25 protein-coding genes are annotated in these 21,741 nt (G+C 60.1%); 19 read left to right on the forward strand and 6 right to left on the reverse strand.

Features of this window, described 5'->3' with window-relative positions:
• Both M516_RS0116520 and M516_RS0116525 read left to right on the forward strand, forming a co-directional pair.
• The gene (locus tag M516_RS0116520; RefSeq protein ID WP_029100102.1) at positions 1-921 is read left to right on the forward strand and encodes an AAA family ATPase; all 921 of its coding nucleotides are present in this window, start codon (positions 1-3) and stop codon (positions 919-921) included.
• Entirely contained in the window at positions 872-2,242 is a 1,371-nt protein-coding gene (locus M516_RS0116525) for a DUF58 domain-containing protein (protein WP_029100103.1), read from the forward strand. The genes M516_RS0116520 and M516_RS0116525 overlap by 50 nt, the downstream gene beginning before the upstream one ends.
• Here the strand turns inward: M516_RS0116525 and M516_RS0116530 are convergent.
• Positions 2,209-3,189: a stage II sporulation protein M gene (locus tag M516_RS0116530; protein ID WP_029100104.1), complete on the reverse strand. Its 981-nt coding sequence runs from the start codon at positions 3,187-3,189 to the stop codon at positions 2,209-2,211. The genes M516_RS0116525 and M516_RS0116530 overlap by 34 nt on opposite strands.
• A 79-nt stretch (positions 3,190-3,268) precedes the next feature.
• Here M516_RS0116530 and M516_RS0116535 point away from each other — a divergent pair, with 79 nt between their 5' ends.
• The 8 genes from M516_RS0116535 (at position 3,269) to M516_RS24400 (ending at position 11,382) form a co-directional block, all read left to right on the forward strand.
• On the forward strand, positions 3,269-4,090 hold the full coding sequence (locus M516_RS0116535) for an RDD family protein (RefSeq protein WP_029100105.1): 822 nt from the start codon (positions 3,269-3,271) through the stop codon (positions 4,088-4,090).
• A 105-nt stretch (positions 4,091-4,195) separates the two neighbouring features.
• Positions 4,196-4,711 (forward strand): coiled-coil domain-containing protein, encoded by a 516-nt coding sequence (locus M516_RS0116540; RefSeq protein WP_029100106.1) that lies wholly within the window; start codon positions 4,196-4,198, stop codon positions 4,709-4,711.
• Positions 4,692-5,771 (forward strand): phosphodiester glycosidase family protein, encoded by a 1,080-nt coding sequence (locus tag M516_RS0116545; RefSeq protein WP_035289948.1) that lies wholly within the window; start codon positions 4,692-4,694, stop codon positions 5,769-5,771. The genes M516_RS0116540 and M516_RS0116545 overlap by 20 nt, the downstream gene beginning before the upstream one ends.
• A 204-nt stretch (positions 5,772-5,975) precedes the next feature.
• Entirely contained in the window at positions 5,976-8,006 is a 2,031-nt protein-coding gene (ggt, locus tag M516_RS0116550) for a gamma-glutamyltransferase (protein ID WP_029100108.1), read from the forward strand.
• Positions 8,007-8,158: 152 nt separating this feature from the next.
• Complete coding sequence (locus tag M516_RS0116555; RefSeq protein ID WP_029100109.1) at positions 8,159-8,341, forward strand: hypothetical protein; 183 nt, start codon at positions 8,159-8,161, stop codon at positions 8,339-8,341.
• A gap of 251 nt (positions 8,342-8,592) precedes the next feature.
• Complete coding sequence (locus M516_RS26010; RefSeq protein WP_029100110.1) at positions 8,593-9,651, forward strand: M15 family metallopeptidase; 1,059 nt, start codon at positions 8,593-8,595, stop codon at positions 9,649-9,651.
• 169 nt (positions 9,652-9,820) lie between these two features.
• Positions 9,821-10,405 (forward strand): RNA polymerase sigma factor, encoded by a 585-nt coding sequence (locus tag M516_RS0116565; protein ID WP_238550989.1) that lies wholly within the window; start codon positions 9,821-9,823, stop codon positions 10,403-10,405.
• Positions 10,396-11,382: a hypothetical protein gene (locus M516_RS24400; protein ID WP_029100112.1), complete on the forward strand. Its 987-nt coding sequence runs from the start codon at positions 10,396-10,398 to the stop codon at positions 11,380-11,382. Before M516_RS0116565 ends, M516_RS24400 begins: the two co-directional genes overlap by 10 nt.
• A 171-nt stretch (positions 11,383-11,553) precedes the next feature.
• Here the strand turns inward: M516_RS24400 and M516_RS23700 are convergent, their stop codons facing one another.
• Both M516_RS23700 and lepB read right to left on the reverse strand, forming a co-directional pair.
• Positions 11,554-11,889, reverse strand: coding sequence for a hypothetical protein (locus M516_RS23700; RefSeq protein WP_051188257.1), 336 nt, complete (start codon positions 11,887-11,889; stop codon positions 11,554-11,556).
• 146 nt (positions 11,890-12,035) lie between these two features.
• Positions 12,036-12,596, reverse strand: coding sequence for a signal peptidase I (lepB, locus tag M516_RS0116580; protein ID WP_029100113.1), 561 nt, complete (start codon positions 12,594-12,596; stop codon positions 12,036-12,038).
• A gap of 389 nt (positions 12,597-12,985) precedes the next feature.
• Between lepB and M516_RS0116585 the strand changes: the two genes are divergently transcribed.
• The 3 genes from M516_RS0116585 (at position 12,986) to M516_RS24920 (ending at position 14,325) form a co-directional block, all read left to right on the forward strand.
• Positions 12,986-13,408: a MarR family winged helix-turn-helix transcriptional regulator gene (locus tag M516_RS0116585; protein WP_176703240.1), complete on the forward strand. Its 423-nt coding sequence runs from the start codon at positions 12,986-12,988 to the stop codon at positions 13,406-13,408.
• A gap of 81 nt (positions 13,409-13,489) precedes the next feature.
• Positions 13,490-14,017, forward strand: coding sequence for a hypothetical protein (locus tag M516_RS0116590; protein ID WP_029100115.1), 528 nt, complete (start codon positions 13,490-13,492; stop codon positions 14,015-14,017).
• Between the two features lie 134 nt (positions 14,018-14,151).
• Positions 14,152-14,325: a YozQ family protein gene (locus M516_RS24920; RefSeq protein WP_081904112.1), complete on the forward strand. Its 174-nt coding sequence runs from the start codon at positions 14,152-14,154 to the stop codon at positions 14,323-14,325.
• A 178-nt stretch (positions 14,326-14,503) separates the two neighbouring features.
• On the opposite strand, the gene M516_RS0116600 is transcribed toward M516_RS24920, so the two are convergent.
• Positions 14,504-15,013, reverse strand: coding sequence for an isoprenylcysteine carboxyl methyltransferase family protein (locus tag M516_RS0116600; protein ID WP_029100116.1), 510 nt, complete (start codon positions 15,011-15,013; stop codon positions 14,504-14,506).
• Between the two features lie 6 nt (positions 15,014-15,019).
• The gene (locus M516_RS0116605) at positions 15,020-16,084 is read right to left on the reverse strand and encodes a type III polyketide synthase (protein WP_029100117.1); all 1,065 of its coding nucleotides are present in this window, start codon (positions 16,082-16,084) and stop codon (positions 15,020-15,022) included.
• Between the two features lie 131 nt (positions 16,085-16,215).
• Here M516_RS0116605 and M516_RS23705 point away from each other — a divergent pair, with 131 nt between their 5' ends.
• Positions 16,216-16,806: a cupin domain-containing protein gene (locus M516_RS23705; RefSeq protein WP_051188258.1), complete on the forward strand. Its 591-nt coding sequence runs from the start codon at positions 16,216-16,218 to the stop codon at positions 16,804-16,806.
• A 48-nt stretch (positions 16,807-16,854) separates the two neighbouring features.
• On the opposite strand, the gene M516_RS0116615 is transcribed toward M516_RS23705, so the two are convergent.
• A complete protein-coding gene (locus M516_RS0116615; RefSeq protein ID WP_029100118.1) occupies positions 16,855-18,108 on the reverse strand; it encodes an MDR family MFS transporter in 1,254 nt (417 codons plus the stop codon).
• A gap of 177 nt (positions 18,109-18,285) precedes the next feature.
• Here M516_RS0116615 and M516_RS0116620 point away from each other — a divergent pair, with 177 nt between their 5' ends.
• From M516_RS0116620 to M516_RS0116640, 5 genes are all read left to right on the forward strand, one after another.
• Positions 18,286-18,717 (forward strand): MarR family winged helix-turn-helix transcriptional regulator, encoded by a 432-nt coding sequence (locus M516_RS0116620; protein WP_029100119.1) that lies wholly within the window; start codon positions 18,286-18,288, stop codon positions 18,715-18,717.
• A gap of 223 nt (positions 18,718-18,940) precedes the next feature.
• Entirely contained in the window at positions 18,941-19,090 is a 150-nt protein-coding gene (locus M516_RS25695; RefSeq protein ID WP_193746986.1) for a hypothetical protein, read from the forward strand.
• Positions 19,091-19,236: 146 nt separating this feature from the next.
• A complete protein-coding gene (locus tag M516_RS0116630) occupies positions 19,237-19,881 on the forward strand; it encodes a GGDEF domain-containing protein (protein ID WP_029100121.1) in 645 nt (214 codons plus the stop codon).
• Positions 19,882-20,083: 202 nt separating this feature from the next.
• Positions 20,084-20,701 carry a DUF47 domain-containing protein gene (locus tag M516_RS0116635; protein WP_029100122.1) on the forward strand — a complete coding sequence of 206 codons (618 nt, stop codon included), beginning with the start codon at positions 20,084-20,086 and terminating at the stop codon, positions 20,699-20,701.
• Positions 20,694-21,713: an inorganic phosphate transporter gene (locus tag M516_RS0116640; RefSeq protein WP_029100123.1), complete on the forward strand. Its 1,020-nt coding sequence runs from the start codon at positions 20,694-20,696 to the stop codon at positions 21,711-21,713. Before M516_RS0116635 ends, M516_RS0116640 begins: the two co-directional genes overlap by 8 nt.
• The last annotated feature ends 28 nt before the right edge of the window (positions 21,714-21,741 follow it).

A 21,741-nucleotide genomic window follows, 5' to 3' on the forward strand; every position in this document is an offset into this window, starting at 1 on the left:
GTGGAACAATTGCTGCAAGAAATGGAGAAACGCGTGTTGGGGCAGCGGCACAACATCCGGCTGCTGCTAGCGGCGCTGCTCGCCGGCGGTCACGTGCTGCTCGAAGGGGTGCCCGGGATCGGCAAGACGAAAATGGTCCGCACCCTGGCCGGCTTGATCGGCGGAGAATACAAGCGGATTCAGTTTACCCCCGACATGATGCCGAGCGACATCATCGGCCACGTCGTGTTCAACATGCAGCAAAACCGGTTTGAAACGGTGAAGGGACCGGTCTTTGCCAACCTGCTTCTGGCTGACGAGATCAACCGCACGCCTCCCAAGACGCAGGCGGCGCTGCTGGAAGCGATGGAAGAGCGGCAGGTGACGATTCACGGGCTCACCTATCCGCTGCCTGATCCGTTTTTTGTCATCGCCACGCAAAACCCGGTGGAATACGAAGGTACGTACGTCCTGCCGGAAGCGCAGTTGGACCGGTTTCTGTTCAAACTGCAGGTCGGCTACCCGTCGCATGAACAGGAAACGCAGATTCTCAGGCAGCACGTGCCGTTCTTTGCCGAACCGGCAGCAGCGAGCGAGCCGGTCATCAGCGTCGAGGAGATCGCTCGCGAGCGGCGGAAGCTGGCCGACGTGGTGGTGGAAGATTCGATCCTCGAGTACATCGCCACGCTGATTCGCAAGACCCGGGAGACCAAGCGGCTGCTGCTGGGGGCCAGTTCGCGGGCCGGCATCGCCGTCCTGATGGCGAGCAAGGCCTGGGCCGTTTTGGATCAGCGGATGTACGTCACGCCGGACGACGTCAAGGCGGTCGCCCGACCGGCGCTGCGCCACAGGCTGATTCTCGCGCCGCAGGTGGAATTGGAGGGGGGAACCAGTGACCACATCATCGATGAGACGCTGGCCGCGATTCCGGTTCCTCGCTAGGTTTTTCCTCGACGACTTCGTGCTGCCCACCAGGCGGCTGATTCTCCTGGCGCTGGCCGGCTGCCCGCTGGCGGCGGCGGGGTACCTGCTCGGCTGGGGGTATGCCGCGTTCTGGATTGTGAACGGGCTGCTCGTCATCGCGAGCGTAATCGACCTGGCGACGCTTCCCAGGCGTAGGGAGCTGACCGCGTCGCGTGAACTGCCGGAGCAGATTGATCTCGGCCGGGCGCTGTCCGTCTGCGTCCGCCTGGAGAACAGGAGCGGCCAAATCGTCTGGTACGAACTGCTCGACGACCTCCCGCTTTCGTTTGAGCGGCTGGAGCCGCTTGCGGGAGCACTGCCGCCGGGCACCATCACGGTCCGCTACGAGACCCACGCCAGGGAGCGGGGGACGTACACGTGGTCCCATCTGTATCTGCGCTACAGGGGGAACATCGGATTGTGGCAAAAGCAGGCCAAACTGTCCTGCGAGCAGTCTGTCAAGGTGTATCCCGATCTGTCCGCCGTGCGCGGGTACCTCAACTCGCTCCAGGAGAGCCTGATCGTCGACGGCAGGAAAGTGATGCGGCGGGCGCGGTCGGGTTCGGAATTTCACGCGATCCGCGACTACGTGCCCGATGACGATCCCCGCCACATCAACTGGTCGGCCTCCGCGCGGACGCGCCGCCTGATGACCAACCAGTACCGCCCCGAACAGGGGAAAGTGGTGACGATTCTCCTGGACTGCGGCCGGATGATGGGCGTGGAACTGGACGGCCGGACGAAGCTGGACTTGTCGTTGGAAGCGGCGCTGACGCTGGCCGCCGTCGCCCTGAGACAGGGGGACCAGGTGGCGCTGCTCGCCTTTTCTCATGAAATCAAGGTGTACGTCCCGCCAGGCAGGGGGCTTGCCCACCTGCACACCCTGCTGGAAGCGGTCTTTGACCTGGAGAGCGACTTCGTCGAATCCAATCCGCTGCAGGCGCTGGAGTACCTGCACCGGCAGCAGAAGCGGCGCAGCCTGATGGTGCTGTTTTCCGACATGGAAAACTACCTGCTGGAAGACCAGTTGGCCGCGTACCTCTGGCGGATTCGGCGCAGTCACCTGCTGCTTTTGCTCTCCCTCGCCGACCCGCTCCTGCACGCCTGGAACCAGGCGGAGACGACCAGCAGCCGCCTGGCCTATATCAAGGCGCTGGCCCTGCGCTTCCAGCTCGACCGAAAAGCGTTCCAACAAAACATGATCGGCGTGGGCATCCAGGTGCTGGACGTCCCGGCCGATCAGCTAACGCTGGCGGTAGTGAACCGCTACTTGGAGATCAAGGCGAGAGAAGCGCTGTGACGCTGCCGCTTTAGCCCGTATGCGTACCAGCCGGCAATGGCGATGAGGGTGAGGATCGCCACCGCGTATTTCGCCTCGAGGGAGAGCGCGGAGGGCGTGATGTACCCTTCGATGATTCCGGCGACGACAAACAGCGGCAGCGTCCCGAGCAGCAGTTGGGCCGATTCCTTGGCCGCCTGCAGGAACTGGTATTTGCGGTGGTACGGTCCGGGCACGAGCAGGCGGTAGCCCATGTGCAGACCGGCCCCGCCGGCGATGAAGATGGCCGTCAGCTCGATCACGCCGTGCGGCAGGATGTAGGCCCAGAACGCGTAGCTGGCGTTCGCCTGCCAGTAGACGGCGGCCAGCGCTCCGATCAACAGCCCGTTGAACAGCAGCAGATAGAGCGGAACCAGGCCGAGCGTCACGCCGCTGATGAAGGCGAGGATCGCTACCTTGATGTTGTTGATCATGATCAGCGTGGAGATCATCGGACTGTCGATCGATTCGTGTCCCTGGCCGAGCCGGCCGGGATCGATCTGTTCGGCCATCCCTTCCGGCAGGACAAAGTAGAGATTCAGCGGATCGGCCATGACGGCGGCGAACCCGGAAACGCCGCCGATCAGAAACAGGACGGCCGCCCAGCCGATGAACGGGAGGCGTTTGCGGATCAGCTCCAGCAGGTGGACCCAGAAAAAGCGGGAGAGCTGTCCGCCGCTGGTCGACTGCTGCTTGTACGCGACGTTGTGGGCGCGGGCCACCAGTCGGTTCAAATAGCGGGTCACTTCGTCGTGCGGGTGATAGGTGCGGATGTAGGCCAGATGGGCGGAGGTTTTTTTGTACAGGAGTGTCAGCCGGTCGATGTCGGCCGCTCCGATCTCCCGCGGCCGGTTGTGAAAGCGATCCAGCAGCCGGTCCAGCTCGGCCCAGGTGGATTTGTGGGTGTGCCAAAACGACGTCACATTCACGAGGAACCCTCCGTTTCGCAAGGTCTGTTTTCAGGATAAAAAGGTAGTCACTTTTCGGGGAAGGGAGAACGTTTCACCCATGAGCGAACAGAGAAGCATCGACCGCCCATACAGGGAAGCCGCCATCGTCACGCCCGAGCACGTCCAGCTCCGCTTTCAAACGGCCGGGCTGGGCAGCAGGGCGGCGGCCCAGTTGATTGACATGGCGCTCCTTCTCTTGGTTAATCTTACTGTATTTGTGCTGTTTGGCATAGTCGCATTTGGCAGCGGAGATGGATTTTTCCAGGATGAGAAAAGCTACGCCTTGGCCATCCTGCTGATTGGTCTGTTTTTGCTGAATTTCGGCTATTTTTTACTGATGGAGTACTTTCGCGGCGGGCAGACGCTGGGAAAGCGGTTGATGGGCATCCGCGTCATCCAGGAAAACGGCCAGTCGCTGACGTTTTTGTCCGCCGTGATCCGCAACCTGTTCCGCGTCATTGACAGTCTGCCGACCGGCTACTTTCTCGGCGGGTTGGTCGTGTTTTTTCATCCCCGGGACAAACGGATCGGCGACATGGTGGCGGGGACGATTGTCGTGTTGGAAAACGAGGGGATGCGGCTTATCCGCGGACGAAAGGGGCGGAAGCTTGCGCGCTGGATGGCGGATGCGCCGTCCTTTGTGTTGAGCGAGCGGCACAAACAGGCGATCACCCGGGAAGACTGGCAGCTTCTCTCCGCGTTTGTCGGCCGCCTGATGACTCTGGCGGACGACAGGCGGATTGAACTGGCCCTGGAGATCACGCGACGGCTGTGCGACAGGCTGGATTGGCCCGACCGGCAGACGGCGGAGGCTCATCCGGTCGGATTTTTGTTGAAGCTGCACGATCAGCTTCAGCATGAGTGGAAGATCGGACCGTAATCGGAAGGATCGGAGCGTTCCGATCTTTCTGCAAAGAGGTGTCGCATGCTGTGATTATGCTATAATAAAATGTCAACTCATGTCGCACGAGAGGAGGGAGAGCCGGTGAGCGACAAGTACGTTTCCGCGTCATCGACTCCATCGACCACGCTGCGCCTCCCGGAACAGGGGAGGCAGGGGGGAAAGCGCAGACGGAACGGCCTGTTCGCCAGTCTGGTGCGGGCGATCGCTCCCCGGACGGACGAAAAACGCTCGCTTGTGCCCGCCGTCATGGCCGTGCTGCTGTGGGGGGGACTGGCCTGCGCCGGATACGCTTTTGCCGTTCACACGCTGGACAAGCAGCAGCAGTTCGTGAACCAGCGCATTCAGGAGGTGCAGGCCCAGAACGAGCAGCAGATGAGGCAGTTGGAAGAACAACTGGCGCTCGTCCAGGACGAAATGAAACAGGTGCAGAACGGACTGGCGAATCTCCAGGAAGATCTGCAATTGACAGGCGAAACCATCGGCGGCACCAACAAGACCAAACAGGCCCTGCAGGATCGGATCGATCAGCTCAACAAGCAGTTGGTCGAGTTGAAGGCGTCGCTGAAAAAACTGGAGGATGCGGCCCGTGCCTGGTAAGATTCATCGCTTCTTTGCGTTTCTCCTGGCACCGGCGGTGGGGTTTCTGCTGGCGTTTTCCCAGGCCAACCCGGTGGACAAGCTGCCGGTGGAGCAGTTGACGCCGCCGGCAGAGGCGACCGGCAAACAGGTGGCGGCGCTGATGAAGCAGCTCGATGACGCCAACGTCCAACTGCGCCAGACGTCATCCATCATCGGGGAGATTCGCAGCCGGGCAGACAAGGAGAAACAGGAGTACGAGGAGCAGCACAAATCGATCAACAACCTGCTGGAGGCCAGCAAATCGCAGACGCAAAAATCGGCCGACGTGCTGGACACGATTTTGTCCAGCATGCTGGGCAATCCGGTCGGGCAGAGCTTTGGGCCCAACGCCATCGTCAAAGTGTACTCCCTGGAAGAAGCGGGATACCGCGGCTACATGGCCAAGGTGCGGCTGAAAAATCCCAACGCGCTGCGGATGGTGCTGGCGCATGACGCGGTCAGGAGCAAGGGCGAGACGACCAGCAGCGCCGGCAAACGCACGGGAGCGGTGCTGGCGATCAACGCCGGCGGCTTCATGAAGGACAAAAACGGTTATCTGACCCCGCTCGGCATTACGGTCGTTGACGGCAAGATTCGCACCTTTTCGACGAATACCAATCTGAGCTTCGTCGGATTCAACAACAAAGGGCGGCTGGTCGGCGGCAAAATCACCTCGCAGCAGCAGATCGCCCAGCAGGGCATTCTGCAGGGGGCCAGCTTCCTGCCGACGCTCCTCAAGGACGGCAAGCGCATGCCGATCCCGCGCGAATGGGCCAATGCCCGGCAGCCGCGGACGCTGATCGGCCACTTTGACAACGGCGACCTCTTGCTGATCGTCATCGACGGGCGGCGCAAGGGGTGGAGCAGCGGCGTCACGCTGGAAGAAGCGCAGCGCAAACTGCAGGAGTTTCACGTGGTGGACGCCTACAATCTAGACGGCGGCGGTTCCAGCGCCTTCTACTACAAAGGCAGGATTCTGAACCGGCCCTCCGACGGCAGAGAGCGTCCGGTGGTCAGCAATCTGGTGATCATGCCGTAGCAAGACGGCGCGGCGGCGGCTGCCGGGAACGGCCGGCCGGATCGATCATCGCTCCGAAAAAAGTCACTCGTCATGCGGGTGGCTTTTTTCGTTGGGTCCGGTTCTTTTTTCCCAGACGCACTCGCGCCTTTCTCACGTTGACCAAGTCAAATATTCAGAAATATAATAAATTTTATAGATGATGGAAGGTCGAGGAGGGATTGGATGAAAAAGGCAAAAGTGCTGATCGCGTCCATGGCGGCGCTGGTGTCGCTGGCCGCGCCGGTGCAGGCGGCCGTGCCGGGAGTTCCCGAGGGTGCGGACGGCGCGACGCAGGGCATCGTGGCTGTCGCCCATCCGGCGGCGGCACAGGTGGGCCGGAACATTCTGCAAAAAGGCGGCAATGCGGTGGACGCCGCGGCGGCAATTCAATTTGCCCTCAACGTGGCGGAGCCGTACATGTCGGGAATCGGCGGCGGCGGGTTCATGATGATTTACCTCAAGGATCAGAACAAAATCACGGTCATTGACAGCCGGGAAGCGGCTCCCCAGGGAGTGGACGCCAGGATGTTTCTGGATGAACGCGGCGAGCCGATCCCGTTTGCCGAGCGGCACACCAACGGCAAGGCGGTCGGGGTGCCCGGCACGCTGCTCGGCGTGGACAAGGCGCTGAAATCATACGGCACGATGTCGCTCGCCGAGGTGATCGAGCCGGCGATCGAACTGGCCGAGAAGGGCGTGGAGGTAAACTGGGTGACCGCCCAAACCATCGCCGACGCAGCGGACAAACTGCAGAAGCACAAGACGGCCGGAGAGGTGTTTGTGCCAGGCGGTACGCCCCTGAAAAAAGGCGACCTGCTCATCCAGCCCGACTTGGCGAAGACCTTCCGGCTGATCAAGGAAAAGGGGACGGACGCCTTTTACAAGGGAGAAATCGGCCAGGCACTCGTGCGCGAAGTACAGCGGACCGGCGGTTCCATGACCATGGACGATTTGCAGCGGTACGAGGTCAAGGAACGCGAGCCGGTGCGGGCCATGTTCCGCGGCTACGAGGTGGTCTCCATGTCCCCTCCCAGTTCCGGCGGACTGACGGTGATCCAGATCCTCAAGCTGATGGAGGGCTTTGACAACAAAAAGGCGGGGTTCGGCTCGGTGGAATACCTGCACAATCTGATCGAAGCCAACCGTCTGGCTTACGCGGACCGGGCCGCGTACATGGCGGACGAAGACTTCTACCCCGTGCCGAAACAGGGCCTGATCCACGACGACTACATACAGGAGCGGCGCAAATTGATCCGACCGGACGCGGCCAACCCTGAGATTGCAGCCGGCGATCCCTGGAAGTACGAAACAGACAAGAAGCCGGTGCCGGCCCTGAAGCTGACCGACACCCATCCCGTCAAGCAGACGACCCACTTTGCCGTGATGGACAAATGGGGCAATCTCGTCTCCTACACGACGACGATCGAAGATGTCTTCGGCAGCGGCATCATGGTCCCGGGATACGGTTTCATGCTGAACAACGAGCTGACCGACTTTGACGCCGTGCCGGGTGGAGCCAACCAGGTGGAGCCGGGCAAGCGTCCGCGCTCCAGCATGAGCCCGACCATCGTGCTGAAGGACGGCAAGCCGTTCATGGCAGTGGGATCGCCCGGCGGCTCCACGATTATCGCCTCCGTGTCGCAGACCATTTTGAACGTGATCGAGCACGGCATGGAGATCCAGGACGCCATCCTGGCGCCGCGCATCTTTACCAGTGGCTATCCCAACGTCACCTGGGAGGCGGGCATCGACCAGGACGTCATCCTCCAACTGATGGCCAAGGGGCACGTGTTCAACGAACAGCCGGAACACATCGGAAACGTGCAGGCGATCATCTACGACTTTGAGACCGGCAAAATGTACGGGGGAGCCGACAACACGCGGGAAGGAACCGTGCTTGGCGTGGACGCGGTGGCGTATACGTCGGCGGAACCGGAGCCGCTCCCCCCGGCGAAGCCAGGACCGTTCGTGCTGAAAGTGAACGGCCACATCTACCCGTACACGGCGGAGCAGAAAGCGTTGGTCAACGGTACCGCGTACGTCGAGGCGAAAAAACTCCTGATCGGACTGGGCGGCAATCCCTCCCGGTTCCAGCAGGACGTCGTCACGCTGGAAGGCAAAGCGTTTTTGCCCGTGAAACCGGTGGCGGAAGCGCTCGGCTACACGGTAAGCTGGGACGCGAAAGAAGCAGCCGTCCTCCTCAAGAAACCATAATCGGACAGTTCACCTCGGGGCCCTGCTGAAAACGGCAGGGCCTTTTGGCGGATATGCACGTTTGGGAAGAAACGGTACGACGTTTCGCGCGTAAACAGGAATACGACCATTCATCCATATGGGCGAAGTTTCGGGCAAAGGAGGAGAGTAAGATGCCGCTCTGGGGGTTTGTGCTTCTTGTCTGCGGAGGACTGTTGGCGGTCGGATGGCTGTGTGACCGGTTTGTTTCCAAGCGGCGATCAGGGCGTGCCGACCCGGCCGCTTCTTCCCTGCAGCAGAGCTACGGGGAAACGTTGATGGAGCAGGAACGAAAAGATTTCCCGAACGCGCCCTAGAGCACAAGACGCCGGTCGGCAGCGAAACCGGCAAATCGTTTCCAGAAAGGGAACGGTTCGTTGTGTTGGTTCGGCGTGGGTGTATAATAGGGGGGAATCGTTCGAATCGTCGGAAGGCTGCTTCCTGTTTTTGTCCAGACGAGGGAGCGAACCCGGCAAAAAGCGTGACATTTGAAGCTATGATTACGTCATGCGACATGGTAAGGTAGAACAAGACGCATGTGTGTGCAAGGAACCAGGAGGTACATCTCATGAGAAAACGACAACCAGCCGGTCTAGCAGTTGCAGCCGTACTCTCCGCCGCGCTTTTGGGAGGATGTGAAGCGCCGCAGCTCGGCCAATGGCTTCCGGGGGCAAGCGCCCAGCCGCAGCCGGCCGCTCCGGCAGACGTGCAGCCGAAGACGGAGGAACCATCGACGGATGGGACCGCCGCTCCGTCATCCTCGTCGATCAGCCTGGCCGCCGTTCCGGCCAGCCTGGTGCTGGCACCGGGGGCCAAACAGACGCTGCCGTACGGGGATGGCGTCACGTACCGCTCTTCCGCGCCCGATGTCGTGACAGTCGGACCCAACGGGGAGCTCGCCGTATCTTCCCGGGCGGCGACCGGTTCCACAGCGACCGTTACCGTGGAGTATCAGGGCGAACGCAAAACCGCGACGATCACCGTCAAACCGTCGCTCGCTTCGACCGTGACCATGGTGAACGGCGTCCCGACCGTTACCAATCCGGACGATCTGGTCGTGGTGGTCAACAAGGAACGGGCCCTGCCGGCCGATTACGTGCCGCCCCGTCTGGTCGAACCCAACGTGCCGTTCACGTTTTCCGGCAAGGCGGAGAAGCGCCTGCTGCGGGAAGAAGCGGCCCGTGCCCTGGAGGAACTGTTCGCCAAGGCGAACCAGGACGGCATCCAGTTGTACGGCGTCTCCGGTTACCGCTCGTACCACACGCAAAAGGTCCTGTACGAAGGCTACGTGAAAACCCAGGGAGCGGAGCACGCGGCCCGCTACAGCGCCCTGCCGGGGAAAAGCGAACACCAGACCGGCCTCGCCATCGACGTAGCCGGCTCCGATCGCAGCACCTTGCTGGAAGAGCCGTTTGCCTACACGCGGGAGGGCAAATGGCTGGCGGAACACTGCGCCGAATTCGGGTTCATCATCCGCTACCTGAAAGGGAAAGAAGAGATCACCGGCTACGCCTACGAACCGTGGCATCTGCGCTACGTCGGAAAAGCGGTGGCCCAGGAGATTATGTCCAAAGGCATGACGCTGGAGGAGTATTTCAAGGACGCCGGTCCGGTGCAGGCACAATAGCCTTCCGCATACCGACAGATAAACGAAGCGGCTTTCCGCGCCGGGGACACGACCGGGGACGGCGGACAGCCGCTTCTTTCGCCGTCGGCCCGTGCGGCCGCCGGAGTGAAACCGCCAGGAACGAGGAGTCCCGGCGGTTTTTTTTCATTCTGTAAGAAAAAACGGCCGCTTGTATCTAAATAAAGAGAAAGGGGGGAGAACGCTGGAGCAGAACCATCTGTGGACGGGCGGTGCCGTGCTGAACCAGACCAGGGATGCCGCGTTTGAACAACTGATGCAGACGCAGATGGCCCGGGTGTACCGGCTGTGCTGCTGGTTGGTCAAGGACCGGACGGCTGCGGAGGACATCACCCAGGAGGTTTTCCTCAAGGCGTACAAGCATCTGTCTGCGTTTCGGGGAAACAGCCGGATCGAGACCTGGCTCTATCGGATTGCGGTCAATGAGTCCAAACGGTACCTGCGCTCCGGGTTGTTTCGCAAACGGTTTTCCGTCACCCAGGCAAACCGTGAAGCATGCGCCGACATCGAGACGGAGGTCGTGCAGAAGGACGAACGGGCCGCGTTGTCACGGCTGATCGACAGGCTGCCGTTTCGGCACAAACAGGTACTCATTCTCCACTACTACGAAGAACTGCGAGCGGAAACGATCGCCGAAATCCTGGGTATTACACCCGGAGCAGTCTACACCCGCCTGCACAGGGCGCGGGAAAAGGTGAAAGCATTGATGCGCAAGGAGGAGGAGCGATGGATCTAGACAAAAGGCTGCGCGAGCTGGCAGCGGCGAAGCGGGCGGCTTTTCAACCGGCCAGGGCGGACATGGAGCGGATGGAACGGAACATCCGCGAAAGGATCGGACAAAAACAGGGGAGGTTCCGGCGTGCCGCAGTCCCCATCGCGGCCGTGGTAACGGCCTGCGGGGCGGGCGTGTTCCTCCTGACGCCTGTTGTCACGGACTGGCAGCGCGATGCGGGAGGAGGCCGCGTTCCTGTCGCGGAGCCGGTTGAACCGCCCGTTGGGGAGCAGTTCCCGTTTGCGGCGGAATTCATCCATCTCCTGCAGGCGTATACCGACCTGGAGCTCAGACAAATCGAGCCGTCGCCATTTGCTGACGTTTTTGCGGCTACGGACCAAGCCGTCCGGCTGACCACCGACCAAGGGAAGCTGGACGTCGTGTTTTTCCCCAATCCGGGGCAAGCGGAGAAGGTGGAGATCGACGAGGATTTTTCCGTGCCGGGCCGCATTACCTTTACCTTCACCGGCGCCGAGCTAAAGCCGGGCTTTACTCCGATGAAAGCATCGGGCCCCACCTATGTGTACGCGCATGATAAGCTGTTGCTGCTGACGAACAAGAGCGGATTCCTGGCTTCGTTCAAAAACATGTTTTTCCTCCACGACGTGTACCAGGATGTGTTTGAGAGTTTCGGCATCGATCCGGGGCAGTATGAATTCGACCGAGGATTCAAACAGGGGCGGCACAAAATTGACCTGCCGGAAGAAGCGCGGAAAGGGTTGAACACGGCTTGGCGGGATGTGATTACCCAATTGGAAAAGGGCGACATCATCCCCGGCCTGTTTCTGAAACACGATGGCCAGGAAGCGCTGATCGTCTACAAGTCGTCCGATGCGGTCAATCACCTGTACCGTTACGCGTGGGAGGAAGAGCGGGGCGAGTGGGTGCTCACGGCACACAACAGCAAGCAGGGGAAACCCATTCGGAACGCCAACGACTGACGATTCCCCGTTCCCTCGCCGCCGCTGTCCGGCGGTAATCGGGTATACGTACGGCTTACGGCACCTGCTCCAAAACGGGAAACAGCTCTCCGCGTGATCCGGACAGGAAACGCGGAGAGCTGTGTGCTGTTCCCGACGGCCGGTGTCCGCCGCACCGTGAATGCGGCCGGATCAGTGACGGGTCTGATAGGTCGGCAGGGGGGATAGCTGCTGCAAGGGAACCTGCTGCGCGGCAGACTGCTGCAGCTCCCGCTCCATCTGATCGCACAGCGTGATCACGTGCTGCATCTGGCGAATCGCCGTGTCATGACCGTTCAGCGCCTGCTGAATCATCTGGACCGCCTGCTGCTCGCGCGCGGCCAACTGCTGCAGCGTGGCGGCGTTTTGCTGTTCCTGCTGCAGAAGCTGCCGGTAGGTGGCGCTCGCCTGCATCGTCTGTTGGATCAACTGCTGAATGGACTGCCTGCACTGAGCCAGCTCTTGTTGGGCATGGGTGATCGTATGCACGAAAAAACGACCTCCTGATTGTGGGATTGCATGCGATTACCCTCTTATCATGCGCAAAATTCGAGCGGTTATCAGTCAAATCGTCAGGTGCACCGGAACCGTCACGCTTGTCTTTCCTGTGCAGAAACCAAGCGTCCCGGCAGCGATCACTTGGGCAGGCGGATGCTGCCCAACGGCCAGTAGACCAGTTCCGCCCGGCCGACCACGTGATCCAGGCTGACGGGGCCGATGACTCGGCTGTCCATGCTGTTGTTCCGGTTGTCGCCCATGACGAAGACGTGGCCAGGCGGTACGGTGATCGGGCCAAAGTCTTCGGTCAGTGTGACGCCGTTCGCGGCCGCTTTCAATTTGTTGGCGGTGAGGTATTCCTCGTTGACGGGCTGGCCGTTGACGTACAACTGATCGCCTTTCGCCTCTACGGTATCGCCCGCGACGGCGACGACCCGCTTGATCCAGTTTTCCCCGCTCGCGTCGGGATGGATGATCACGATTTCCCCTCTTTTGGGCTGCTGCAGGTAATAGATCGCCTTGTTGACAATCACCCGTTCGCGGTCGTGCAGGGTGCTCTCCATGGAGCGCCCCTGAACGACGTAAGGGGCCATGACGAACACATAGATAAAGGCGGTCAAGCCGCCAATCAAGACGAACGATTTCAACCAGTCTGCCAATTCCGTTTTCCATTTTGCCGTGCTCTGCGTATGTTCCATATGCCAATCTCCTATGTATCAAGGTTTGTCGGGGCGGCCGCCGATTCAAAAACGAGAACAGGGGCGCGCCGCCGTATCTTTTATTATACATACGATACGGACAGATACGGAAGCAATTTCATGGAAATGGGTGGAAAACAGACGGGGTACGGCCATTCGTCCGTCACGAATTTGTCACGAAACTGGCCCCTTGCAATGTTTCCCATTTTGCGGTAAGATGACGATGCAAAAAGTTTTACAGTAAAAATATTAAATAGTAAACGTATTGTCCTACTCACATCCCCTTTTTCAAAGGCCGGCTCGAGAAATGCTTGCGCAACCTGTTGACAGCCGATATAGTTTTATAGTAAAAGTATGTATCTTTGAAAAAGGGTGATGATGTGAGCGAAATGTCCCGCGCCGGTAAAATCGAGGAACTGGATCAGGTGTTTGTTGAATTGGCTCGCTTCTTTATCAGCCATTGGCTGTTGGAAGAAGAGGTAGTCAGTCCCAAGCAGTTCATCTTGCTGCGGGTGCTCTACGACAGAGAGCGCAGCACGGTGTCCGATTTGGCTGCTCTCTTGAAGCAGTCGAACAGCGCCACCACCATCGCACTGAATCGGCTGGTCAAGGCGGGCTATGTCAATCGGGTCCGTGATGAACAGGACCGGCGGGTCGTCTGGGTGACGCTCTCGGACAAGGCGGTTCCGCTGATGGAGCGGTTGTTGTCCAGACGGAGGGAACTCATCGCCAAACTGATGGAAAACCTGACCGACAGCGAGCTGGAACAGTTTACACTCTATCTCCGAAAAGTGAAGCAAGGCTTGCAGTAACCTACATACAGCCATCGGAGCAGCGGGCGGGGGATATTTCACAGGACAGCGTGAACAAACAGAAGATGGGAGTGTACGACGATGAAAAAAGCGACAACACTGTTGACGGGAACCATGGTTCTCAGCGCCACTCTGTTCGCGAACGCTGCTTTTGCAAACGAAGCCGCTCAACCGGCACAGGCTCACGGCTGGATCAACATGCCGGCAGAGGATCAATGGGTGGTTCTGCCGGGAAGCAACGCGGCTGTCACCAGCCAAAGCGGCTGGATCAATATGCCGGTAGAGGATCAGTGGGTGGTTCAGCAGGGAAGCACTGCGAACGTTGCCGCCCAAAACGGCTGGATCAGCCTGCCTGTTGAGGATCAATGGGTAGTTCAGCCGGGAAGCACTGCGAACGTGACCACGCAAAACGGCTGGGTTGCAATGCCTGTGGAAGACCAAACGATTGTCCTGTCGCCCAAAAGCGGGCAAACCGCCGTGGCTCACGGTTGGGTGGCCGCTCCGGTAGAGGACAGCGTGATTGTAGTGAAGCCGGCTGCCAGCGCCGACGATGCCAAGCAGCCCCGTGGCTGGAACTGGTCGGTGCCGGATTCGAACGGCGACAAGTAAACATCTTCTTGACCCTACCAACCCCTTCTGAACTCGGAAGGGGTTTTTTGACGTGCCTGGACGGTCTCTTTGGCTAAATGGCAGGGAAGCGGCACACACTACGAGTTGACCCAAGACAGGAAGGAGGAACAGGCATGGCTGATGAGCGTCGATACGGCTTCGACCGCCCGTCCGACACGGCCGTCAGGCCATCTGCGGCGGCATCCGAGACAGATGAGGAGCTGTCCCAGGGGTTGGCTGCCACCCAGGAGCAGGTGAGCGACATGTACAAAATGGGGACGATTGACGATGCCCAAGGGCTGAACTGACGTCCTGCTCCCGACCGTCCCCGCTTGCCGGGCCGAAGACGGCAAAAGGCCATGCGGATGAGACGGCCAGCAGGATCAGCAAACGGCAAAAACCCGGACCGCGTACCCGTCCGGGTTTGTTGTCATGTCAAAGCGGCAGCCGGTCCGAAACCTCCCCGATCGGGACGCGGCGTACCGCTCACGGCCGGTCGTAGACGGCCCGCTCCTCTGCCGGAATCCGGACGCGCCACAGCAGCCAGAAGTTGGCCAGGGAAAAGATGACAGCGGTGGCGACGGCGGAAAAGGTGAGCGGCAGGACGATCAGTTCGGTCGCCACCACCAGGTAGTTGGGATGCCGCAGGAAGCGGTACGGGCCGCGCCGCACGGGCTCGGCGCCGGGAAGGATGTAGATGCGCGTGTTCCAGCGTTTCCCCAGGCTGACGATGCACCAGTACCGAAGTCCCTGAGCCAGCGCGAATACGGAAAAGGTCCACGCCCACCACGGGGCGGTCCTGCCTTCATGGAGGAGTCCCTCCGCGAGCAGGCTTACGAGAAACAGCACATGCAGGGCAACGATGTACTTGTAGTGGCCGGCCCCCACTTCCCGGCCGCCCGCGGAACGGATGTGGCGGGCGTTGCGCCGCGCCAGGGCCAGTTCCAGCAAGCGCTGGGCGACGACGGCGGCATAGACGGCCAAAAAAAAGCCCACGCTTGCTCACCTCGCTTCCAACAGGATCAACTCCGAGCTGAACCCGGGTCCGAGGGCGGCCAGCAGCCCCTTTTCTCCCGGCTTCCAGCCCTCTTCCATGCACTTTTCCAGCACGAACAAAACGGTGGGCGACGACATGTTGCCAAAGTCGCGCAGGACGTCTTCGGCCAACCGCGTGGCTTCGGCGGGAATCCCCAACGCCTGCCGGTAGGCAGCCAGCACCTTCGCCCCGCCGGGATGGAAGATAAAACGCTGCACGTCTGGGACGGATACGCCAATCGGTCCGAGAAACCCGTCGACGTTGTCCCGCATCGACTGCCGGACCAGGCTGGGAATGTCGCGGGAAAAGATCACTTTCAAGCCCGGTTCGGTCAGCTCCCAGCCCATGATGTCCAGCGTATCCGGCCACGTCGTCGTGCGTGCGCCCATGAAACGGAGGCGGGGCGGAGTAGACGGCCGCTTCACCTCGTCTCCTTCCACCAGCACGGCGGCGGCCCCGTCGGCAAACAGGCAGGTGGCGATCAGATTGCTTTTGGACAGATCCTGCCGGATAAACGTCAATCCGCACAGCTCCACCGCCACCACCAGGACGCGGCTTGCGGGGTAGGCCCGGGCGTATTCGCATGCCCGCGAAAGGCCCATCGCCCCGCCGACGCATCCCAGTCCCCACAGCGGCACGCGGGTGATGTCCGGTCGAAGCCCCAGACGGTTGATCAGTCGGGCGTCGACGCTGGGGGTGGCGATGCCCGTGCTGGAGACGAAGATCAGGCAGTCGATCTCCGCCGCCGCCGTTCCCGCCTTGTCCAGACAGCGCCGGGCGGCTTCGGCGCCAAGGGAGACGGCATGCTCCACGTACAGCCGGTTTTTTTCGGCAAACCCGTGTTCTTCTTGAAACCAGTCGAGCGGCATGCAGAAGTGGCGCTTGCGGATCTGGCTGTTGGCAAAGACGGAGAGCAGGCGGTCGATGTCGGGGAAGGCCTGTTGGAAAAACGCGCGGGCGACCGCCATGGAGCCGTCCTGAGTGATTTCGTGTTCGGGAACGGCTGTCGCCGCGGCTTCGATGCGGGGCATCGCAATCCCTCCCTTCCGTCAGGTAAGTAGTTCCAGTTTTCCCTAGCCGTGGATGTCCGATTCGTGGTACACTGGAATTCGAATAGTAAAGTTATAAAATAAAAAAGTATGGAAAGGTGAGGGGAACGAGGATGCAAACGGTTGAGCTGAGAGCGGTCGAGTCAGGCGGTTACGGATTGCGGACTGTCTTTCAAAGCGCGGGAGGAAAAACCAGACTGATCGAGGGGGTTCTGGCCCCCGGGGGAGAGATCGGGCCGCACACGCATCCGTCCGGAGAGGACTGCGCGCTGGTGCTGTCCGGCGTGCTCACCTACTGGGTCAGCAACAGCGAGACCATTTCGGTTTTACCGGGGGAAGTGGTCTTCGGCTGGCAGCAGGTGATTCACGGCTACCGCAACGACAGCTCCGAACCGGTTCACCTGCTGATTTTTTCCACGCCGGGCAATAACGGCCTGGAGTATCCGGGGGATGGGGATGCGATGGTGCGGCATCTGCCGGGTGCGGAGCGAAAACTCACCTCCGCCGAAGGAGAGCGGCAGGTTTGTTCCGAATATTCCTGCTTCTCGTTTGTGACCGTGGGGGAAGCGTACGCGGACTGTGGGGGATCGTTGGTCGTATTCGTGGACAGCGGGGAGAAGCGGGCGTACGTGTTTGACCGGGAGCCGGTCCGCCTCCTGCCGACGCGGGACAAACGGCTGCTGCGCTACGCCGCGCAAAGCTGAACCCGCCCGGAACGCGACAGGCGGCGTCGGGCGGGCGGCAGGCGCTCTTTATGAGGCGGCAATCGGAGGCTTGGCACCGTCCAAAGGAGCCGGCTGCGGCTGGCTCATGGCCCGCTTCACCAGCCGGTACTGGAACAGGCCGGCGACGAGCAGGAGTACGGCGAGCAGGGAAAACCAGTAGGCGCCGCCGATACTGCGGAACGACACGGCGCCAAGCGATGGGCCGATCGTGCCGGTGATGCCCCAGTTGGCCCCGAAGATGGAAAAGTAACGGCCGCGGTACGCTTCCGGCGCCATGACGGAAATCGCCTTTTGGATCTGCGGGCCGTACAGCATCTCGCCCAGCGTAAAGATGGCCTCCGCCACCACGAGCAGGAAAAAGGTGGGGGCCCAGCCGTAGCCGATGCCGACACAGGCGAGGAGCAGGTAGGCCAGCAGGATGACGCGGTGGGCCGGAAATCGTTCGGCAAACTTGGCGATCACGATCTGGCAGCATACGACGAGCAGGCCGTTGATCGTGATCAAGGTGGCAAACACGGTCAGGAAATCGTCAAAGCGCGTCCGCAGGTGCTGCGGCAGGATGATCTCCACCTGGGAGTACAGGAGCGAGACCGGAACGGCGGCCAGCGTCATCCACAGCAGCGTGGTGTGCTCGTGCAGCCGCAGCTTGGGTGCTTTTGGCTTGTCTGCTTGCGCTTGGCCGCCGCGCTCCCGCAGCTCCCGGGGGAGCGTCTCCGGCACTTTCCAGACGATCAGCAGCCCGTAGGTGAAGAGGGCGGCCGAACAGATGCCGAAAACGATCGCCGGGTTGATTTTGTACAGGGTAACCCCGATCAGCGGTCCCGCCGCCGCGCCCAGGTTGAGGGCGGTATGCAGCAGGGCAAACACCTCGCTGCGCTTCTCCTCCGGCACCACGTCCGTTACCTGCGCGCTGGCTGCCGGCCAGAACAGGGAGGCGCCGATCCCGTTCAGAATGGTCAAGGCGGCGAAGGCATAGAGGGACTCCGCCCAGATGTAGCCGGCCATGGAGATCGCTTCAATCGCCAGGGCAGCCACCATCATCGGCTTTCGCCCGTAGCGGTCAGCCATTCCCCCGGAATAGAGTCCGGCGATCATGCTGGTCAGCGGCTGCAGGCTGGTGACCATGGCCGCCACCAGCAGATTGCCGTCCATCCTTTCATACAGATAGAAGGCCAGGAAGGGACGGAGCATGAATCCGGCAAACGTGGTCAGGATCGTCCCGATCACGCGGATCCAGATGGTCGTGTCATAACGAGCGATGACGGATTGAAGCCAAACCATTTGGCAAATTCCTCTCTTCCGGTAAAAGAATATTTTGTAAGTATACGAGATTTTTGCGTGAAAAGAAAGATGGTTGCCACCCATCGGAATAGTCAGTTTTTTGTTTCTCCCGGCCCGCTGGAGATCGATGCAAAGATGTGGTTAGATGAAGAAAACGACACGGGAAGGGGAGGTAGCATGACGGACGTGTTTCGAGACAGTTTGGGACACAACCTGTACAGGATCGGGCAGCTCGTCCGGGAAGAGACGGCGAAAGCCCTGCAGCCGTTTCGGCTCACGCCGGAGCAATGGCAGCTGCTGGTGGTGCTGGCGCAGCATGACGGCATGACGCCTTCGGAGCTGGGCGAACGTACATTGCGCGACAAGACGACAGTCTCGCGCATTTTGCCCGGACTGGTGAAAAAGGGGTGGCTGATGACGGAGCCCAATCCAAAGGATGCTCGCAGCTATCTGGTACGCGTGACACAGGAGCATAAGCCGCTCGTCCGCAAGTCGATGGAAGCGGTGCGGGATCACTTTGCTCAGCATGTGTTTACCGCCATGACAGACGGCGAGCAGGAAGTGCTGTTGGGACTCCTGTTGAAGCTTCGCACCCACTTGGGCGATTAAATTGATTGCATATGCAATCAATTTTTTGCTGCCATATAGTTGTATATGCAACTATACAGAGGGGGAAGCGAGATGAAACTGACGGTGCGCAAAGCGGACGGACCGGGCTGGCTGATGATCGCCGAGACAGTGGAAAACGGCTTGTATAAAGTGGTGACGGAGCGCTGCGGAGAAGAGCCGCCGTACGATGTGATCCTGCAAAACGCACAAGGGCATGCGGATCATGGAAGTCCAAGGGTCGATTTCCGACGGCAGGACGCATGCCGAGATCCGCGCCGCGCTCAAACGGCTGTACGGCGTCTATGAGAGGGATATCGAACTGATCGAAGGATACGCTAGCCAGTTCAAACGCTATCGCGTGACACTGCGCTAGCGATTTTTTTCCTTGAACTCGCTGGAACAGGCAGGTAAAATATTCCTATGAATACGATAAAAGTCCTATCTCACTTCTGTTTTAATAGGTCTTTTGAATCATATTCAACTCGTTTTGTTCGTGAACTACGTCGGAGGGGGATATCGTTGGACTTACGTTGGATAGGGTTGGGGATTTCCTGCCTGTTCACCTTGCTGTGGACGGCCGTCTACGGGCTGCCCGCCAATCAGCAAACGGCCGTACTGGCGGCAGCGGCCGCGGTGCTGCAGGCAGCGGTGGGCTACCGGATGGGGCTGTACGCCGACAGACTGAGAGAGGCGGCCTATCTGGACTCGCTGACAGGTGCGCTTGTCAACCGCCGCTTCTTTGAACTGCTGGAAAGGGAGGTGGAGCGGGCCCGCCGCCACGACTATCCGGTTACCCTGCTGTTTATCGACCTGGACAATTTCAAGATCTTCAACGACAGCCATGGTCACCTGGCGGGAGACAATCTGCTGTGCCGCTTTGCCGACATCCTGAAGCGCAGCATCCGCGCGCAGGATTCAGTCGGCCGATGGGGAGGCGAGGAGTTCGTCATCCTGCTGCCCCATGCGGACACGCAGCACGGCGTGACCGTCGGGGAGAGAATCCAGCGCAATGTGCGGGAAGACCTGGGGGGCGTGACGGTCAGCATCGGAATTGCTTCGTTTCCCGCGCACGCGTCCACGGCGACGGAACTGGCGGCGAAAGCGGACACCCTGATGTACGAAGCGAAAAAGAAGAAAGACTGCATACTGGTGGCGGAACAGTAATCCAGGAAACAGGTGGCAGTTACGAACACTCGCATCCGGAAAAGGGCGGGTGTTTTTCGCTTGTCATGCGCCTTTACAAAACCTTTACAATATCTTAATGAAAAAAACACGCGTTTGTCCTTGTTTTTAAATTTACCTTTAGAAAGCTGTTCGGTTATAATCGGTGAGGCGTTATCTTTCCAAAGGAGTGACGACGGAACGTATGTTGAAATCCAAAAAACACATCTTCTTTGACCTGTTTGAACAGCAAATCGCCAATGTTCACAAAGGGACCCACCTGTTTTACGAAATGATTGGCAACTATCAGGATGTGGAAGCCAAAGTGAAAGCGATCAAGGCGGTTGAAAAAGAAGGGGATGAAATCGTTCGGCGCATCATGAACGAGCTGAACTCCACGTTCATCACCCCGCTGGAACGGGAGGACATTCACCAGCTCGCGCATACGATGGACGAAATGATCGACTACATCGACGGGGTAGCGGATCGGATGTACCTCTATCAGGTGCGACAGCCCGACCCTCGCGTTCTGGCTCAGGCCAACATCCTGGTGAAATGCTCGGCCAAACTGATCGAGCTGATCCGCACCCTGCGCAAACTGGATCACAAGCTCGTGGCCCAATACGCTGCCGAGATCAAGGAATTGGAGCATGAGTCTGACTCCAACTACCGGAAAATGGTATCCGACCTGCTCAACGCGCCCGACGCCAATCCGATCGAGGCCATCAAGCTGAAGGAGATTTACGACAAGCTGGAAGACTGTGCGGACTTCGCCGAGGATGTTTCCAACCTGGTAGAAGGGATCGTGCTGAAGAATGCTTAGTCTTTCGCCTGACGTGATCATTCTCATCCTTGTCGTCATCATGGCGCTCAGCTTTGACTTTATCAACGGCTTTCACGACACGGCCAACGCGATCGCCACGTCCGTGTCCACCCGGGCGCTGAGTCCGCGCACGGCAATTCTCATCGCGTCCGTTCTGAACCTGATCGGTGCCCTCACCTACACCGGGGTGGCCAAAACGATCGGGGGCAGCATCGCCGACCCGTTCAAGCTGGAGAACGGTCTGGTCATCGTCTTGGCCGCGCTCACGTCCGCCATCCTGTGGAACCTGATCACTTGGTGGTTCGGGATTCCCAGTTCGTCGTCACACGCCCTGATCGGCGGGGTGGCCGGCGCGGTTGTCGGCGCAGCCGGTTTCGGCGCGATCAACATGGCGGGCTTCATCAGCATTGTCCAGGCGCTGATCGTCTCGCCGATCGTCGCGTTTGTGGTCGGGTTTGTCATTATCAAACTGGTCTCCGCACTGGTGGCCAACATGCCGTACCACCGCACGAACAGGGGCTTTCGCTCGCTGCAGGTGCTGGCGGCGTCCTGGCAGTCGTTCAGCCACGGGGCCAACGACGCCCAGAAGACAATGGGGATTATCACCTTCGCGCTGATCTCCGGCGGCTTTTTGACCTCGGAGACGGGAGAGATCACCATCCCGCTCTGGGTGAAAATCTCGGCGGCGATCGCGATGGCGCTCGGCACTTCGTTTGGCGGCTGGCGGATCATTAAGACGATGGGCGGCAAGATCATGAAGATCAAGCCGATCAGCGGGTTCTCCGCCGACTTGTCGTCTGCCCTGATCATTACCATCTTTACCACGCTGAAGCTGCCCGTCAGCACGACGCACGTGATCACCTCGTCCATCCTGGGCGTGGGCGCGTCGCAAAAGTTCTCCGCGGTGAAGTGGGGCTTGGCCGGCCGGATCCTGGTGACGTGGGTCATTACGCTGCCGGCGACGGGACTGCTCGCGGCCGCCTGTTACGTGGTCTTCGACGTCTTTTTGTAACGGAATCAAGGCTCCTGCTCCTCTCTCC

The organism is Brevibacillus thermoruber 423 (assembly GCF_000454065.1).
GTDB classification, from domain to species: Bacteria; Bacillota; Bacilli; order Brevibacillales; family Brevibacillaceae; genus Brevibacillus; species Brevibacillus thermoruber.

Coding starts and splice junctions, on each gene's coding strand:
- M516_RS0116535 (WP_029100105.1), top strand. CDS start 3,269: ATGAGCGAACAGAGAAGCATCGACCGCCCATACAGGGAAGCCGCCATC.
- M516_RS0116545 (WP_035289948.1), top strand. CDS start 4,692: ATGCGGCCCGTGCCTGGTAAGATTCATCGCTTCTTTGCGTTTCTCCTG.
- ggt (WP_029100108.1), top strand. CDS start 5,976: ATGAAAAAGGCAAAAGTGCTGATCGCGTCCATGGCGGCGCTGGTGTCG.
- M516_RS0116555 (WP_029100109.1), top strand. CDS start 8,159: ATGCCGCTCTGGGGGTTTGTGCTTCTTGTCTGCGGAGGACTGTTGGCG.
- M516_RS26010 (WP_029100110.1), top strand. CDS start 8,593: ATGAGAAAACGACAACCAGCCGGTCTAGCAGTTGCAGCCGTACTCTCC.
- M516_RS24400 (WP_029100112.1), top strand. CDS start 10,396: ATGGATCTAGACAAAAGGCTGCGCGAGCTGGCAGCGGCGAAGCGGGCG.
- lepB (WP_029100113.1), bottom strand. CDS start 12,596: ATGGAACATACGCAGAGCACGGCAAAATGGAAAACGGAATTGGCAGAC.
- M516_RS0116585 (WP_176703240.1), top strand. CDS start 12,986: ATGTCCCGCGCCGGTAAAATCGAGGAACTGGATCAGGTGTTTGTTGAA.
- M516_RS0116590 (WP_029100115.1), top strand. CDS start 13,490: ATGAAAAAAGCGACAACACTGTTGACGGGAACCATGGTTCTCAGCGCC.
- M516_RS24920 (WP_081904112.1), top strand. CDS start 14,152: ATGGCTGATGAGCGTCGATACGGCTTCGACCGCCCGTCCGACACGGCC.
- M516_RS0116605 (WP_029100117.1), bottom strand. CDS start 16,084: ATGCCCCGCATCGAAGCCGCGGCGACAGCCGTTCCCGAACACGAAATC.
- M516_RS23705 (WP_051188258.1), top strand. CDS start 16,216: ATGCAAACGGTTGAGCTGAGAGCGGTCGAGTCAGGCGGTTACGGATTG.
- M516_RS0116615 (WP_029100118.1), bottom strand. CDS start 18,108: ATGGTTTGGCTTCAATCCGTCATCGCTCGTTATGACACGACCATCTGG.
- M516_RS0116620 (WP_029100119.1), top strand. CDS start 18,286: ATGACGGACGTGTTTCGAGACAGTTTGGGACACAACCTGTACAGGATC.
- M516_RS25695 (WP_193746986.1), top strand. CDS start 18,941: ATGGAAGTCCAAGGGTCGATTTCCGACGGCAGGACGCATGCCGAGATC.
- M516_RS0116635 (WP_029100122.1), top strand. CDS start 20,084: ATGTTGAAATCCAAAAAACACATCTTCTTTGACCTGTTTGAACAGCAA.
- M516_RS0116640 (WP_029100123.1), top strand. CDS start 20,694: ATGCTTAGTCTTTCGCCTGACGTGATCATTCTCATCCTTGTCGTCATC.